17 protein-coding genes are annotated in these 14,611 nt (G+C 74.0%); 16 read left to right on the forward strand and 1 reads right to left on the reverse strand.

The window, feature by feature from the left end; genetic code table 11:
• The first annotated feature begins 19 nt into the window (after positions 1 to 19).
• The 6 genes from C1I92_RS15800 (at position 20) to C1I92_RS15825 (ending at position 5,802) form a co-directional block, all read left to right on the forward strand.
• Positions 20 to 985 carry a carbamate kinase gene (locus C1I92_RS15800; protein ID WP_111255614.1) on the forward strand — a complete coding sequence of 322 codons (966 nt, stop codon included), beginning with the start codon at positions 20 to 22 and terminating at the stop codon, positions 983 to 985.
• A complete protein-coding gene (gene bar / locus C1I92_RS15805) occupies positions 978 to 2,087 on the forward strand; it encodes a barbiturase (protein ID WP_111255615.1) in 1,110 nt (369 codons plus the stop codon). The genes C1I92_RS15800 and bar overlap by 8 nt, the downstream gene beginning before the upstream one ends.
• Before the next feature lie 236 nt (positions 2,088 to 2,323).
• Complete coding sequence (gene fmt, locus C1I92_RS15810; protein WP_111255616.1) at positions 2,324 to 3,253, forward strand: methionyl-tRNA formyltransferase; 930 nt, start codon at positions 2,324 to 2,326, stop codon at positions 3,251 to 3,253.
• Positions 3,250 to 4,608: an RsmB/NOP family class I SAM-dependent RNA methyltransferase gene (locus C1I92_RS15815; RefSeq protein ID WP_233507024.1), complete on the forward strand. Its 1,359-nt coding sequence runs from the start codon at positions 3,250 to 3,252 to the stop codon at positions 4,606 to 4,608. The genes fmt and C1I92_RS15815 overlap by 4 nt, the downstream gene beginning before the upstream one ends.
• Before the next feature lies 1 nt (position 4,609).
• Positions 4,610 to 5,140, forward strand: a complete 531-nt coding sequence (locus C1I92_RS15820; protein WP_111255618.1) for a GNAT family N-acetyltransferase — start codon at positions 4,610 to 4,612, stop codon at positions 5,138 to 5,140.
• Positions 5,137 to 5,802 carry an NUDIX domain-containing protein gene (locus C1I92_RS15825; protein ID WP_111255619.1) on the forward strand — a complete coding sequence of 222 codons (666 nt, stop codon included), beginning with the start codon at positions 5,137 to 5,139 and terminating at the stop codon, positions 5,800 to 5,802. Before C1I92_RS15820 ends, C1I92_RS15825 begins: the two co-directional genes overlap by 4 nt.
• Here the strand turns inward: C1I92_RS15825 and C1I92_RS15830 are convergent.
• A complete protein-coding gene (locus C1I92_RS15830) occupies positions 5,742 to 6,386 on the reverse strand; it encodes a hypothetical protein (protein ID WP_111255620.1) in 645 nt (214 codons plus the stop codon). The genes C1I92_RS15825 and C1I92_RS15830 overlap by 61 nt on opposite strands.
• 270 nt (positions 6,387 to 6,656) lie before the next feature.
• Here C1I92_RS15830 and C1I92_RS15835 point away from each other — a divergent pair, with 270 nt between their 5' ends.
• The 10 genes from C1I92_RS15835 to C1I92_RS15875 all read left to right on the forward strand — a co-directional run bounded on the left by C1I92_RS15835 (position 6,657) and on the right by C1I92_RS15875 (position 14,590).
• Positions 6,657 to 7,100 carry a TrmH family RNA methyltransferase gene (locus C1I92_RS15835; RefSeq protein ID WP_111255621.1) on the forward strand — a complete coding sequence of 148 codons (444 nt, stop codon included), beginning with the start codon at positions 6,657 to 6,659 and terminating at the stop codon, positions 7,098 to 7,100.
• Between the two features lie 143 nt (positions 7,101 to 7,243).
• Positions 7,244 to 8,359 carry an alanine dehydrogenase gene (ald, locus tag C1I92_RS15840; protein ID WP_111255622.1) on the forward strand — a complete coding sequence of 372 codons (1,116 nt, stop codon included), beginning with the start codon at positions 7,244 to 7,246 and terminating at the stop codon, positions 8,357 to 8,359.
• A 31-nt stretch (positions 8,360 to 8,390) separates the two neighbouring features.
• Positions 8,391 to 9,371: a site-specific tyrosine recombinase XerD gene (gene xerD / locus C1I92_RS15845; RefSeq protein ID WP_111255623.1), complete on the forward strand. Its 981-nt coding sequence runs from the start codon at positions 8,391 to 8,393 to the stop codon at positions 9,369 to 9,371.
• A 38-nt stretch (positions 9,372 to 9,409) separates the two neighbouring features.
• On the forward strand, positions 9,410 to 10,315 hold the full coding sequence (locus tag C1I92_RS15850; RefSeq protein WP_325048150.1) for a ParA family protein: 906 nt from the start codon (positions 9,410 to 9,412) through the stop codon (positions 10,313 to 10,315).
• A complete protein-coding gene (locus C1I92_RS15855) occupies positions 10,312 to 11,139 on the forward strand; it encodes a segregation and condensation protein A (RefSeq protein ID WP_199521277.1) in 828 nt (275 codons plus the stop codon). Before C1I92_RS15850 ends, C1I92_RS15855 begins: the two co-directional genes overlap by 4 nt.
• On the forward strand, positions 11,132 to 11,695 hold the full coding sequence (gene scpB, locus C1I92_RS15860; RefSeq protein WP_111255624.1) for an SMC-Scp complex subunit ScpB: 564 nt from the start codon (positions 11,132 to 11,134) through the stop codon (positions 11,693 to 11,695). Before C1I92_RS15855 ends, scpB begins: the two co-directional genes overlap by 8 nt.
• Complete coding sequence (locus tag C1I92_RS15865; RefSeq protein WP_111255625.1) at positions 11,688 to 12,422, forward strand: pseudouridine synthase; 735 nt, start codon at positions 11,688 to 11,690, stop codon at positions 12,420 to 12,422. Before scpB ends, C1I92_RS15865 begins: the two co-directional genes overlap by 8 nt.
• A gap of 295 nt (positions 12,423 to 12,717) precedes the next feature.
• Complete coding sequence (locus tag C1I92_RS33840; protein ID WP_233507025.1) at positions 12,718 to 12,873, forward strand: hypothetical protein; 156 nt, start codon at positions 12,718 to 12,720, stop codon at positions 12,871 to 12,873.
• Between the two features lie 269 nt (positions 12,874 to 13,142).
• Positions 13,143 to 13,508 carry a chorismate mutase gene (gene aroH / locus C1I92_RS15870; protein ID WP_111255626.1) on the forward strand — a complete coding sequence of 122 codons (366 nt, stop codon included), beginning with the start codon at positions 13,143 to 13,145 and terminating at the stop codon, positions 13,506 to 13,508.
• Positions 13,508 to 14,590, forward strand: a complete 1,083-nt coding sequence (locus C1I92_RS15875) for a prephenate dehydrogenase (RefSeq protein ID WP_111255627.1) — start codon at positions 13,508 to 13,510, stop codon at positions 14,588 to 14,590. Before aroH ends, C1I92_RS15875 begins: the two co-directional genes overlap by 1 nt.
• Positions 14,591 to 14,611 lie beyond the last annotated feature (21 nt).

Below are 14,611 nucleotides of genomic sequence, written 5' to 3' on the forward strand. Positions count from 1 at the left end.
GGGTCCGTAGGCTCGGCGCGTGCGGGTGCTGATCGCGTTGGGCGGCAACGCCATGACGACGACGGACGGGCGGGCGCGGCCGGGCGACCAGATCGCCGCGGTCACCGTCGCGATGGAGCCGGTCGCGGACCTGGTGGCCGCCGGCTACGACGTCGTGCTGACCCACGGCAACGGTCCGCAGGTGGGGAACCTGCTGGTCAAGAACGAGCTGGCGGCGAGCGTCGTGCCGCCGGTGCCGCTGGACTGGTGCGGCGCGCAGACCCAGGGGACCATCGGCTTCATCGTGGTCAACGCCCTGGAGCGCGCGCTGGCCGCGCGTGGCGTGCGCCGCCGGGTCGCGGCCGTCGTCACCCGGACTCTCGTCGACGCCGGCGACCCGGGGTTCGCCCGGCCGACCAAGCCGATCGGCCGGTACCTGCCGCGCGACGAAGCGGCTGTGCTGGTCGACCACGGCGAGACCTGGGAGGACCGCGGCGAGCGCGGCTGGCGGCGGGTCGTCGCCAGCCCGGAGCCGCTGGAGGTGCTGGACGCGCCGGCCGCGGCCGCGCTGCTGGCCGCCGGGTTCGTCGTCGTCGCGAACGGGGGCGGCGGCATCCCCGTCGTCCGCTCGGCCGACGGGTCGATCCGCGGCGTGGAGGCGGTCATCGACAAGGACCTGGGCGCGGCGCTGCTCGGCCGGGCGCTCGGCGCGGAGACGCTGGTCATCGCGACCGACGTCGACGGCGCGGTGCTCGGCTACGGCACGCCGGAGGCCCGGCAGCTGGACACCGTCGACGTCGCGACCCTGCGCGGGTACGCCGCCGAGGGGCACTTCGCGTCCGGGAGCATGGGCCCGAAGGTCGAGGCCGCCTGCCGGTTCGTCGAGCGGGGCGGCCGGCGCGCCGTCATCACCTCGCTCACCCGGATCGCCGACGCCGTCCGCGACCACGCTGGCACGACCGTGCTGCCGGCAGACATCACACGAGAGGTGGCCGGGCATGCCTGAGCCGATCGAGGTCCGCAAGGTGCCGATCACGCACGTCAGCGACGCCTCCGGGCTCGCCGAGCTGATCGACGCCGGGGTCATGGAGGCCGACCGCGTCATCGCCGTCGTCGGGAAGACCGAGGGCAACGGCGGGGTCAACGACTACACGCGGATCATCGCCGACCGGGCCTTCCGTGAGGTGCTCGTTGATCGCGGCACCCGCACGCCGGAGGAGGTCAAGCAGGTCCCGATCGTCTGGTCCGGCGGCACCGACGGGGTGCTCAGCCCGCACGCGACGGTGTTCGCGACGCTCCCGGCCGGCTCCGTCGAGCCGACCGACGAGCCGCGGCTGTCCGTCGGGTTCGCGATGAGCGAGCCGATCCTGCCCGAGGAGATCGGCCGCCGCGGCATGATCGAGAAGGTCGCCGCCGCGGTCCGCGTCGGCATGGAGCGGGCCGGCATCACCGACACCGCCGACGTGCACTACGTGCAGACGAAGACGCCGCTGCTGACCATCCACACGATCCGCGACGCGAAGGCGCGCGGCCGGGACGTGTGGACGGAGAACACGCACGAGTCGATGGACCTCTCCAACGGCGCCACCGGACTCGGCGTCGCGGTGGCGCTGGGCGAGATCGCCATGCCGGCCGACGACGCCGTGCTGCACGACCGGTCGCTGTACTCGTCCGTGGCGTCGTGCTCGTCCGGTGTGGAGCTGGACCAGGCTCAGGTCGTCGTGGTCGGCAACGTGCGCGGGGTGGGCGGGCGGTACCGGATCGGGCACTCGGTCATGCGCGACGCGATCGACGCCGACGGGATCTGGTCGGCCATCCGGTCCGCCGGGCTGTCGCTGCCGGAGCGCCCGCACCCGTCGGATCTGGACGGGCGGCTGGTCAACGTGTTCCTCAAGTGCGAGGTCAGCCAGGACGGCGTCGTGCGCGGCCGCCGCAACGCGATGCTGGACGACTCCGACGTGCACTGGCACCGCCAGATCAAGGCCGCCGTCGGCGGCGTCACCGCCTCGGTGACCGGCGACCCGGCCGCGTTCGTCTCGGTCTCCGCCGCCCACCAGGGCCCGGACGGCGGCGGCCCGGTCGCCGCCATCGTCGACGTCGGCGAGTGACGACCCGCCGGTCCGGACGATCAGGTGACGAAACGCGACGGTTCGCCCGCCGTTGTGTCACCTGATCGTTTTCCGTCCGCATGCTGGAGACGATCAGGTGACGGACCGAGCGCTCCGGCGTCGTCTACGTCACCTGATCGTTCCCCTGGAGATGATCAGGTGACACACCGAGCGACGGGGGCGGAGGGCCGCCTGCGCGGCGTTCCCGGCGCTGGGGGCCGGTAGGCTCGGCGGTCATGCGTGTGCTGTTCGCCGGAACCCCCGAGGTCGCCGTCCCCTCGCTGCGGGCCGTCCTCGAGTCGCGGCACGAGGTGGTCGCCGTCCTGACGCGGCCGGACGCGCCGGCCGGGCGGGGCCGGCGGCTGACGCCGTCACCGGTGGCGGAGGTCGCGGCCGAGGCCGGCGTCGAGATCCTGAAGCCGCTGAAGCCACGCGACCCGGAGTTCCTCGAGCGCCTGGGCGAGCTGGCGCCGGACTGCGCCCCGATCGTCGCCTACGGCGGGCTGATCCCGCCCGCGGCGCTGGAGGTGCCCAAGCACGGCTGGGTGAACCTGCACTTCTCCCTGCTGCCGGCCTGGCGCGGCGCCGCACCGGTGCAGCACGCCGTGCTGGCCGGCGACGACCTCACCGGCGCGGCCACGTTCCAGCTGGAGGAGGGCCTGGACACCGGCCCGGTCTTCGGCACCGTCACCGAGAGCATCCACCCCACCGACACCAGCGGCGATCTGCTGCACCGGCTGTCGCTGTCCGGCGCGGAGCTGCTGGTGCGGACGCTCGACGGCATCGAGGACGGGTCGCTGCGCCCGCAGCCGCAGCCGTCCGACGGCGTGTCGCTGGCGCCGAAGCTGACCGTCGACGACGCGCGGGTGGACTGGACGACGCCGGCGCTGCGGGTCGACCGGGTGGTCCGCGGCTGTACCCCCGCGCCGGGCGCCTGGACGACGTTCCGGGGCGAGCGGCTCAAGCTGCGCCCGGTCCAGCTGGAACGCGGCCGCGACGGCCTGGCGCCCGGCGAGATCGTCGTCGAGAAGTCCGGCGTCCGGGTCGGGACCGGCAGCCACGCCGTCGTCCTGGGCGAGGTGCAGCCGCAGGGCAAGAAGGCCATGCCGGCGACGGACTGGGCCCGCGGCGTCCGGCCGGAGCCGGGGGAGCGGCTCGGCGCGTGAGGCGGGACAGGACCGACCCGGCCCGCGAGGCCGCCTTCGAGGTGCTCCGCGCGGTCTCCGCCGACGACGCCTACGCCAACCTGGCCATGCCGGCGGCGCTGCGCCGGCACGAGCTGAGCGGCCGTGACGCCGCCCTGGCGACGGAGCTGGCCTACGGCACGCTGCGCGGCCAGGGCACCTACGACGAGGTGATCGGGGCCTGCGTGACCCGGCCGCTGGACGGCCTCGACCCGCCGCTGCTGGACGCGCTCCGGCTCGGCGCGCACCAGCTGCTGGCGACGCGCGTCCCGCCGCACGCCGCCGTCTCCACCGGCGTCGATCTGGTCCGCCGGCACGTCAACGAGGGCGCCGCGCGGATGGCCAACGCAGTGCTGCGCCGGGTCGGCGAGCGTGACCTCGACGGCTGGGCGGCGCGGCTGGCCCCGTCGCGCGAGGACGACGCCGTCGGATACCTGGGCTTCCGGCACGCCCACCCGGAGTGGATCGTCCGCGCCTTCCGCGACGCCCTGGGCGGCGACGACGCGGAGCTGGAGGCGGCGCTGCGCGCGGACAACGAGCCGGCCGGCGTGACGCTGGCCGCGCGGCCCGGACGCGGCACGGTCGCCGAGCTGGTCGAGGGCGGGGCGACGCCGACCCGGTGGTCGCCGTACGGCGCCGTCGTCGAGTCCGGGTCGCCGGGCCGGCTGGCCGCGGTTCGCGACGGCCGGGCCGGGGTGCAGGACGAGGGCAGCCAGCTGGTCGCGCTCGCGCTGGCCACGGCGCCGGTCGACCCGCCGGACGAGCGCTGGCTGGACCTGTGCGCCGGTCCCGGCGGCAAGGCGGCGCTGCTGGCCGGGCTGCTGACCGAGCGCGGCGGCCGGCTGCTCGCCGTCGAGCAGCACCAGCACCGGGCCCGGCTGGTCGCGCAGGCGCTGGCCGGCGACCCCGGCGAGCACGAGATCCTGGTCGCCGACGCGACGAAGCCGAGCTGGCCGGAGGCCGACTTCGACCGCGTCCTGCTGGACGCGCCGTGCACCGGCCTGGGCGCGCTGCGCCGCCGGCCCGAGGCGCGCTGGCGGCGCCGCCCGTCCGACGTCGCCGGGCTGCGGCAGCTGCAGGGCGACCTGCTGCGGTCCGCGCTGTGGTCGGTCCGGCCCGGCGGGCTGGTCGGCTACATCACCTGCTCGCCGCATCCGGCCGAGACGGCGACGCTGGTCGACGACGTGCTGGCCGGCCGCGACGATGTGGAGCGGGTCGACGCGCGGCCGTACCTGCCCGGCGTCCCCGACCTCGGCGACGGCCCGGACGTGCAGCTGTGGCCGCACCGGCACGGCACCGACGCGATGTACCTGGCGCTCCTGCGGCGGACGGAGTGAGATGAGCATCCGCTACGAGCTCGCGGTGGACGGCGACGCGGCGGCGATCGCCGAACTGCACGCGGTGAGCTGGCAGACCGCCTACCGCGGCATCCTGCCCGACGACGTCCTCGACGGTGATCTCCTCGGGGAGCGGACCGCCTCGTGGGCCCGCCGCTTCGCCGACCGCACCGGCACGCTGACGCTGGTCGCGCGCGACGACGCCGGGCTGGCCGGGTTCGCGCACTGCGTCCTCGACGACGACCCCGAGTGGGGCACGCTGCTGGACAACCTGCACGTCCGCCCCGACCTCAAGCGGCAGGGCGTCGGCCGCCGGCTGGTCGCGCTCACCGCGGCCCGGCTGCGCGAGCTCGCCCCCGGCAGCCGCATGTACCTGTGGGTGATCGAGGCCAACGAGCCGGCCCGCCGGTTCTACGTGGCCGCCGGCGGCGAGGAGGCGGGCACGGACATCTGGGACGACCACGGCGCGGAGGTGCCGATCGTGCGCATGGCCTGGCGGTCGCTGGACGCACTGGCGGAGGGGACGCGATGACATCCCACCCCGCCGAACCCCCGGTGAGCGCGCCGCGCGACGAGCCGCTGAGCTGGCCCGTGACCGAGACGAGGACACGGTTCGAGGGCCACGTGATCGCCGTGCGCAGCGATACGGTCCGCTCGCCGGTCGACGGCAGCGAGTTCGTCCGCGACGTCGTCGTGCACCCCGGCGCGGTCGCCGTCGTGGCCGTCGACGACGCCGGCCGGGTGCTGGTCGTGCGGCAGTACCGGCACCCCGTCGGGCTGCGGCCGGTGGAGCTGCCGGCCGGGCTGCGCGATGTCGCGGGGGAGCCGCCGCACGAGTCGGCCGCCCGCGAGCTGTACGAGGAGGGGCACGTCCGGGCCGCGGACTGGCGGGTGCTGATCGACCTGCTGACCTCGCCCGGCATGACCGACGAGGCGATCCGGGTGTTCCTCGCCCGCGGCGTCGAGGCGCTGCCCGACGACGAGCGGTTCGACGGCGTCGCCGAGGAGGCCGACCTCGGTGTCGAGTGGGTGCCGCTGGACGACCTCGTCGCCGCCGTCCTGGCCGGCGAGGTGCAGAACGCGACGCTGTGCGCCGGCGCGCTGGCCGCGATGGCCGCCCGCGACGGCGCCGGCTACGACGCGCTGCGCCCCGTCGACGCGCCGTGGCCCTCGGGTGACAGATCCGGCGGGTAGTCCAGCCCCAGCCGGTCCAACTCGGCCCGCGCCAGCGCCCGGACGGCGGAACTGTCACCCGAGCGCCACCCGGCCACCAGCCCGCCGCCGATCCGCGGCAGCCGCGCCGTCGCCAGCGCCCGCGCCGACAGCAGGTCGTCGCGGTCCGGGAAGGCCGCGACGGCGCGGGCGTCGGACGCCGCGCGGTACCAGAGCACGCGCGGCCGCACCCAGACGTACGCCGCCGCGGCCAGCGCCAGCACGATCACCACCAGCCCGATCACGTCGCCGGCCCGCTCGATCGAGGCTGCCGTACTGGCGCCGGATGCGCTCATCCGCCCCGCGGCGTCGGCCGCCCGCCGCAGCGACTCGGCCAGCGCCTCGCCGGCCAGCGGCACGCGGGCGATGGAGTCCGCGGTCTCGGCCAGCGCGTCCGCCAGGGCTCCAGCGCTGGTCTCGAGGAACGTGGCCGGGCTGGTCCGGGACCGGATCGAGTGCCGGATGGCCAGCCCGCCGGCGATCATCCCGGCGCACCACAGCGGGCCGAGCACGTCGGCGATGACCTGTCGTCTCCGCCGCTGCGGGCGGTCGGCGTAGAAGCGCATGGCAGAGGTCTACCGCAGGCGGCTGGAAATCCAGGTGAGTTCCCGGGCGGCGCTCCGTACGATCGGCTCCCGCCGAGCGGCGAGGGGGCTGGACGACCCGATGGAGTTCAGGCAGATCGGCGCTGGGCACAGTGCGGTCAAGCTGGTGCGCGACATCCAGCGGAACACCGCGCCCAACCGGTTCGGACTCCTGGTCGCCGACGGCGTCTGGGAGGCGTCCGACGTGCTCGACGCGGGATCGAGCGCGGCGGACGGGCCGACGGCCTGGTCGTGCTGGCCGAGATGCCGCCGTGGACGCCCGACGCGATCCCGCTCGCGGAGTCCGCGCTGGTCCTCGTCACCGACGGCGTCGAGATCCCCGGGAATCTGGGCACCATGCTCCGGACCATGGACGCGGTGGGAGCCGACTGTCTGGTGCTGACGCACCGCAAGACGCGGATGTCGCATCCCAAGGTGCTGCGCGCCTCTCAGGGGATGAGCATCACCGTTCCGCACCTGGACGAGTCGATCGACTCTCGCCACGCCGACTACTCCGGGCGCACCGCCATCGTGATCGGGTCGGAGAAGTACGGCGTCCGTGATGACTTCTACGCGGCGGGCTACCAGCGCATCGGCATCACCATGCTCGGTAGCGGGGACTTGCTGAACGCCGCCGTGTGCGCCTCCGTCCTGCTGTGTGAGGCCCGGGCCGGCAAATCCTCGCGTTTTCCCTAGGACGGAGCGAAAATGTGGGGGTGTTCACTTGTCATGACGTGACCGGGACGGAGACCCGCGAGTCGATTTAGACTCGCCCCGCCGTCCACCGGGGGCGGCGTCCCCGACAGCGTCGTCGGGAGGACCGAGAAGGTGGGAACCCAGTGCTGGTCGGCATACCAACCGAGGTCAAGAACAACGAGTACCGCGTCGCGATCACCCCGGCCGGCGTCCACGAGCTCGTGCGCAACGGGCACGACGTCGTGGTCCAGTCCGGCGCCGGGCTGGGCTCGTCGGTGCGCGACGACGAGTACGCCGGGGCCGGCGCCCGGATCGCGCCGGACGCCGACACCGTCTGGGCCGACGCGGACCTCGTGCTGAAGGTCAAGGAGCCGATCGCGGAGGAGTACCACCGCATGCGGCGCGACCAGGTGCTGTTCACCTACCTGCACCTCGCCGCGTCGCAGGAGTGCACCCAGGCGCTGCTCGACTCCGGCATCACCGCGATCGCCTACGAGACGGTCGAGACCGCCGGCGGGCAGCTGCCGCTGCTGGCGCCGATGAGCGAGGTGGCCGGCCGGATGGCGACGCAGGTCGGCGCGCACGTGCTGGAGCGGGCGCAGGGCGGCCGCGGCATCCTGCTCGGCGGCGTGCCGGGCGTGAAGTCGGCGAAGGTGGTCGTGATCGGCGCCGGGATGGCCGGCATGAACGCCGCCGTCATCGCGATGGGCATGCAGGCCGACGTGTGGGTGCTGGACAAGAACGTGGCCCGGCTGCGCGACGTCGAGGAGTTGTACGGCGGCACGGCGCAGACGATCGCGTCGAACCTGTTCGAGATCGAGACCGCCGTCGTCGACGCCGACCTGGTGATCGGCGCGGTGCTGGTGCCCGGCGCGAAGGCGCCGAAACTGGTCTCCGACGAGCTCGTGGCGAAGATGCGGCCCGGCAGCGTGCTGGTCGACATCGCCATCGACCAGGGCGGCTGCTTCGAGAGCTCCCGCCCGACCACGCACGACGACCCGACGTTCCGGGTGCACGAGTCGATCTTCTACTGTGTCGCCAACATGCCCGGCGCGGTGCCGCACACCTCGACCTACGCGCTGACGAACGTCACGCTGCCGTACGCGGTCGAGCTGGCCAACCGCGGCTGGCGCGACGCGGCGCGAGCCGACGCGGCACTGGCGAAGGGCGTGAACGTGCACGACGGCGCTATCGTCTACGAGCCGGTCGCCGAGGCGCACGGCCTGCCGTCCGTCGCCTTGGAGAAGGCCCTGCACTAGCCTCGTTCCGCCCCCGAGGAGCCGCCGCCGTATGGACACCGCCGAGTCCGCGCTGGAACGCGCCGTCCGCGGCTACCTGGACCACCTCGCCGTCGAGCGCGGGCTGGCCGCCAACACCCTCGCCTCCTACCGCCGCGACCTGCGCCGCTACACCGAGTTCCTGCGCGATCGCGGCCGCGACTCGCCGGAGAAGGTCGAGGAGGAGGACGTGACGGCGTTCCTGCGCAGCCTGCGCGAGGGCGACGAAGGCAGGGTCGCGCTGGGCGCCAGCTCGGCCGCGCGCACCGTCGTCGCCGTCCGCGGGCTGCACCGGTTCCTGCACCGCGAGGGTCTGTCCGACGGCGACCCGGCCGGCGCCGTCCGCCCGCCGACCCCGCCGCGGCGGTTGCCCAAGGCGATCCCGCTGGCCCAGGTGGAGCGGCTGCTGGAGGCCGCGTCGATCGGCGAGGGGCCGCGGGTGCTGCGCGACCGCGCGCTGCTGGAGGTGCTGTACGGCTGCGGCGCACGCATCTCCGAGGCCGTCGGCCTGGACCTGGACGACCTCGACGGCGAGTCCGGCACGGTGCTGCTGCGCGGCAAGGGCGGCAAGGACCGCGTCGTCCCACTGGGCAGCTACGCCTGGGAGGCCGTCGACGCGTACCTGGTCCGGGCCCGGCCGGCGCTGGTCGGGACGGGTAGGGGCACACCTGCGCTGTTCCTCAACGCCCGCGGCGGCCGGCTGTCCCGGCAGAGCGCCTGGACGGTGCTGCGCACGGCGGCCGGGCGGGCCGGGCTGAGCACCGCGGTCACGCCGCACACGCTGCGGCACTCGTTCGCGACGCACCTGCTGGAGGGCGGCGCCGACGTCCGGGTGGTGCAGGAGCTGCTCGGCCACGCCTCGGTCACGACCACTCAGGTGTACACGCTGGTGACGGTCGACCAGCTCCGCGAGGTCTATGTGGCCGCCCACCCGCGCGCCCGCGGGTCCGCGCCGCCCGCGCGAGGTAGGCTCCCCTCCCAGGACGAAGCGTAGAAGGCCACTCAAACGACCATCGAGGAGCTCTGAACGACGTGGCACCCTCGAAGCCGGACGCCGCGGGCGTGCTGCCGTTCGACACCGAGCCTGAGCTCGATCTCGGACCCACGCGCCGTCCCCCGGTCGACTTCCCGAAGCCCAAGCGGCTGGACCACCACGGCCCGGCGCGCATCGTCGCCATGTGCAACCAGAAGGGCGGCGTGGGGAAGACCACCACCACGATCAACCTGGGCGCCGCGCTGGCCGACTACGGCCGCCGGGTGCTGCTGGTCGACTTCGACCCGCAGGGCGCGCTGTCGGTCGGCCTGGGTCTGGACGCGCACGACCTCGAGCTGTCCATCTACAACGTCCTGATGGACCCGTCGCTGCGCGCCGCCGACATCGTCCAGAAGACGCCGATCGAGGGCATGGACCTGCTGCCGGCCAACATCGACCTGTCCGCGGCGGAGATCCAGCTGGTCACGGAGGTCGGCCGCGAGCAGGCGCTGGCTCGCATTCTCAAGCCGCTGACCGCGGACTACGACCTCATGCTGGTCGACTGCCAGCCGTCGCTGGGGCTGCTCACGGTCAACGCGCTCACCGCCGCCGACGGCGTCATCGTGCCGCTGGAGTGCGAGTACTTCGCGCTGCGCGGCGTCGCGCTGCTGCAGGAGACGATCGAGAAGGTGCGCGACCGGCTCAACCCGGAGCTGGAGATCGAGGGTCTGCTGGCCACCATGTACGACTCCCGCACGGTGCACGGCCGCGAGGTGCTGTCCCGGCTGGTCGAGGCGTTCGGCGACAAGGTGTTCCACACCGTCATCGGCCGCACCGTCCGGTTCCCCGAGACCACCGTCGCCGGGCTGCCGATCACCAGCTTCGCGCCGTCGTCGCGCGGCGCCTCGGCCTACCGTCAGCTGGCCCGCGAGGTCCTGGCCCGCTGGGAGCCGGCTCGCCCGTGACCGACGCGACCACGCTGTTGCTGGAGCCCGAGCAGGACGAGGGCTCGGCCTTCGAGGTGCACCTCGACAACTTCGAGGGCCCGTTCGACCTGCTGCTCACGCTCATCGCCAAGCACAAGCTCGACGTCACCGAGGTGGCGTTGTCGCAGGTCACCGACGAGTTCATCGCCTACATCAAGACGGCTGACTGGGACCTGGACGAGACCAGCGAGTTCCTCGTCGTCGCCGCGACGCTGCTGGACCTCAAGGCGGCCCGGCTGCTGCCCAGCGGCGAGGTCGAGGACGAGGACGACCTCGCCCTACTCGAGGCGCGCGACCTGCTGTTCGCCCGGCTGCTGCAGTACAAGGCGTACAAGGAAGTCGCCGGCGTGCTGGCGGCCCGGTTCGCCGACGAGGCGCTGCGCTTCCCGCGCGCCGTCGGGCTGGAGGAGCGGTACTCCTCGCTGCTGCCGGAGGTCGTCGTCGGGCTGGGCCCGGAGGAGCTGGCGATGCTGGCGGCCAAGGTGCTGACGCCGAAGCCACCGCCGCTGGTCGGCCTGGCGCACCTGCACCAGCCGCGGGTCAGCGTCCGCGAGGAGGCCGTCATCGTCGTGGAGCGGCTGCGCCGGTCGCGGGTGCTGACGTTCCGCACGCTGGCCGCCGACTGCCCGACGACCCTGCACGTCGTGGCCCGGTTCCTGTCGCTGCTGGAGCTGTACCGCGAGAAGGCGGTCGCGTTCGAGCAGGTCGTCGCGCTCGGCGAGCTGACGGTGCGGTGGACCGGCGACGACGAGGAGGACATGTCGGTGGGCGCGGAGTTCGACGAGGAGGCGGCCGGTGAGTGACATCGACGAGCCGAGCCTGCGCGCGGCCGTCGAGGCGATCCTGCTGGTCGTCGACGAGCCGATCGACGTGGTCACGCTCGCCCAGGTGCTGGAGCGCCCGCGCGGCGAGGTCTCCGACGTGCTGGAGATCCTGCGCGACGAGTACGCCCGGCCCGGCCGCGGCTTCGAGCTGCGCGAGATCGGCGGCGGCTGGCGGTTCTACACACACGCCTCCTGCGCGCCCGTCGTCGAGCGGTTCGTGCTGGACGGCCAGCACGCCAAGCTGACCCAGGCCGCGCTCGAGACGCTGGCCGTCGTCGCCTACCGGCAGCCGGTCAGCCGGGCCCGGGTGTCTGCCGTCCGCGGCGTGAACTGCGACGGCGTCATGCGCACGCTGACCGCCCGCGGGCTGGTCGAGGAGGCCGGCGCCGACCCGGAGTCCGGCGCGATCCTCTACCGCACCACGTCCTACTTCCTGGAGCGCCTCGGCATGGCCTCGATCGACGAGTTGCCGCCGCTGGCGCCGTACCTGCCCGACGCCGACTCCATCGAGGAACGTGACACCGAGAATGCCTGACGAAGGGGTGCGGCTGCAGAAGGTGCTGGCGGCCGCCGGGGTGGGCAGCCGCCGGGCCAGCGAGGCGCTGATCGCCGCCGGCCGCGTCGAGGTCGACGGCCAGGTGGTGCGCACGCTCGGCACCCGGGTCGACCCCGCGACCGCCGTCATCAAGGTCGACGGGTCGCGCATCACGACGGCCGAGAGCGGCCAGGTGTACCTCGCGCTGAACAAGCCGACGGGTGTCGTCAGCACCATGGACGACCCGGAGGGCCGGCCCGACCTCAGCGGCTATGTCCGCGGCCGGCGCGAGCGGCTGTTCCACGTCGGCCGGCTCGACGCCGACACCGAGGGCCTGATCCTGCTCACCAACGACGGCGAGCTGGCGCACCGCCTCGCCCACCCGTCGTACGAGGTGCTGAAGACCTACGTCGCCGAGGTGCCCGGCCCCGTCGCGCCGGCGCTCGGCCGCGAGCTGCGGGCCGGCATCGAGCTCGAGGACGGCCCCGTCCGGGTCGACTCCTTCCGCGTCGTGGGGCGGGCCGGCACCCGGGTCATGGTCGAGGTGGTACTGCACGAGGGCCGCAAGCACATCGTCCGGCGGCTGCTGGAGGCGGTCGGGCATCCGGTGAAGCGGCTGGTCCGCACCCACATCGGCCCGGTCGCGATGGGCGAGCTGCGGCCCGGCAACACCCGCACCCTGACCAAGGCCGAGGTCGCCGCCCTCTACCACGACGTCGGGCTCTGACCCGATCACGCCCCCGTAGCGCGGAACACCTGATCCGTCGGTCGCGATCGCTATCCTGAGGCTGTGTGGTCCGCTGACCGCAGGGACGGAGTGCTCCGATGACCGTACGTGACGTCGACGACGACGGTGCGATCGTCGCGAGGCCGTCGTTGACTCTGGCCGCGCTCCGCCAGGCTGTGGCGGCTGTGGCGCCGTCGCGGCTGCCGGAGTTCTTCGAGGACATGCGCAAGCGTTCGTCCGGGCCGGCGAGGAGGACACGGTCCTTCCGATCCGGATGTTCTATTACCAGTGGGGCGTGACCGTCGAGATCGAACGCCATCCAGACACAGCACGACGTCTGCAGGCGGCGGAGCGAGCCATGGACAGTGACGATCCGCAGGTTCGTGACGACGCCATCCGCGCGGCCGGTGAGATCGTCAGGGCGGCTCATCGCGTGGTCGCCGGTGGCTGAGTGGCGTTGGGAGGTCAGTCCCGACGATCTGCTCAGCAGTCTCCCAGCCGAGGCCGTAGCCGAAGCCGAGCGGCTCCATGGTGTTTCTCGACGGAGCTTCTACACCGGACCCAGTCCGGGCCCGCGAACCGAGAGTCGCGGCCGGGTCATGCTCACCTACCTGACCGATGTCCGCGGCGAACGGATCGTGGTCGTCCAGGTCACGTGGTTTGCCTGACGAAGGGCGGTCGGACGCGGCTTCGAGGGCGCAACGGGTACCTTGCTGTCTCGTGACTGTACGCGCGATACGGGGGGCCACCCAGCTCGACGCCGACGAGGCGGGGCACCTGCTGGAGCGGACCGCCGAGCTGATGACCGCGGTGCTCGACCGCAACGAGCTGACGCCTGACGACGTCATCAGCATCTTCCTCACCGCGACGCCGGACCTGCGCTCGGCGTTCCCGGCCGTGGCGGTGCGCCAGCTCGGCATCACCGACGTGCCGATGATGTGCGCGCAGGAGATCGGCGTCGCCGGCGCGCTGCCGCGGGTGGTGCGGCTGATGGCGCACGTCGAGACCACCAAGCCGCGCTCGGAGATCCGGCACGTGTACCTGCACGGCACGACGGTGCTGCGCGACGACCTCGCGGACCGGTGATGGACCCCTTCGGCGGCCGCGCCGTCCTCGTCGTCGGGACCGGGCTGGTCGGCACGTCGCTCGGGCTGGCGCTGACCCGGGCCGGCGTCGACGTCCGGCTGGCCGACGCGAAGCCGGAGTTCCTCGCCGAGGCGATCCGGCTCGGCGCCGGCCACGCCGAGCCCGAGACGCCGGCCGAGCCGGCCGCGCTGGCCGTCGTCGCGGTGCCGCCGGAGGCCGTCGCGACGGTAGTCGGCGAGGTGATGTCCGGCGGCCGGGCCGAGTACGCGACCGACGTCGCGAGCGTGAAGGTGCTGCCGACGACGCAGGTGCGCGAGCGGGTGCCCGACCCCGGCCGCTACGTCGGCAGCCACCCGATGGCCGGCCGCGAGGTCAGCGGACCGAGCGCAGCGCTGGCCGACCTGTTCGCCGGCCGCCCGTGGGTGATCTGCCCCGACGACGGCACCCACCAGCAGGCGGTGACCCGCGCGCTCGCGGTCGCCCGGCTGGCCGGCGCCGTCCCGATGACGATGACGGCGACTGAGCACGACGCAGCGGTCGCGCTCGTCTCGCACACGCCGCACGTCGTCGCCGCGCTGATGGCCGGCCGGCTGGCCGGCGCGCCGGGGCACGAGGTGCGCCTGGCCGGCCCCGGCGTCACCGACGTCACCCGCATCGCCGGCGGCGACCCGGAGCTGTGGACCGAGATCCTGACGGCGAACGCGGCCGCCGTGCGCCCGGTGCTGGCCGGGCTGCGCTCGGACCTGGACCGGCTGATGAGCGCGCTGGAGGCGCCGGTCGCCGGCCAGCCGGTGCTGCGCGAGCTGCTCCGCGACGGCGTCGACGGCCGGTCCCGGCTGCCCGGCAAGCACGGCAGCGCGCGCACCGAGTTCGGCACCGTCATCGTCGCCGTCGACGACCGGCCCGGCCAGCTGGCCGCGCTGTTCGCCGACGCCGGCGCGGCCGGCGTCAACGTCGAGGACGTGCGGATCGAGCACAGCCCGGGCGAGCCGATCGGCCTGGTCGAGCTTGACGTGCGCCCCGGCGCCGAGGACGAGCTGACGGGGTCGCTTCGGGCACGCGGGTGGACCATCCGCGGCTGACCGGCGGCCGGTACCCTTCTG

Source organism: Jiangella anatolica (genome assembly GCF_003236295.1).
Lineage (GTDB): Bacteria > Actinomycetota > Actinomycetes > Jiangellales > Jiangellaceae > Jiangella > Jiangella anatolica.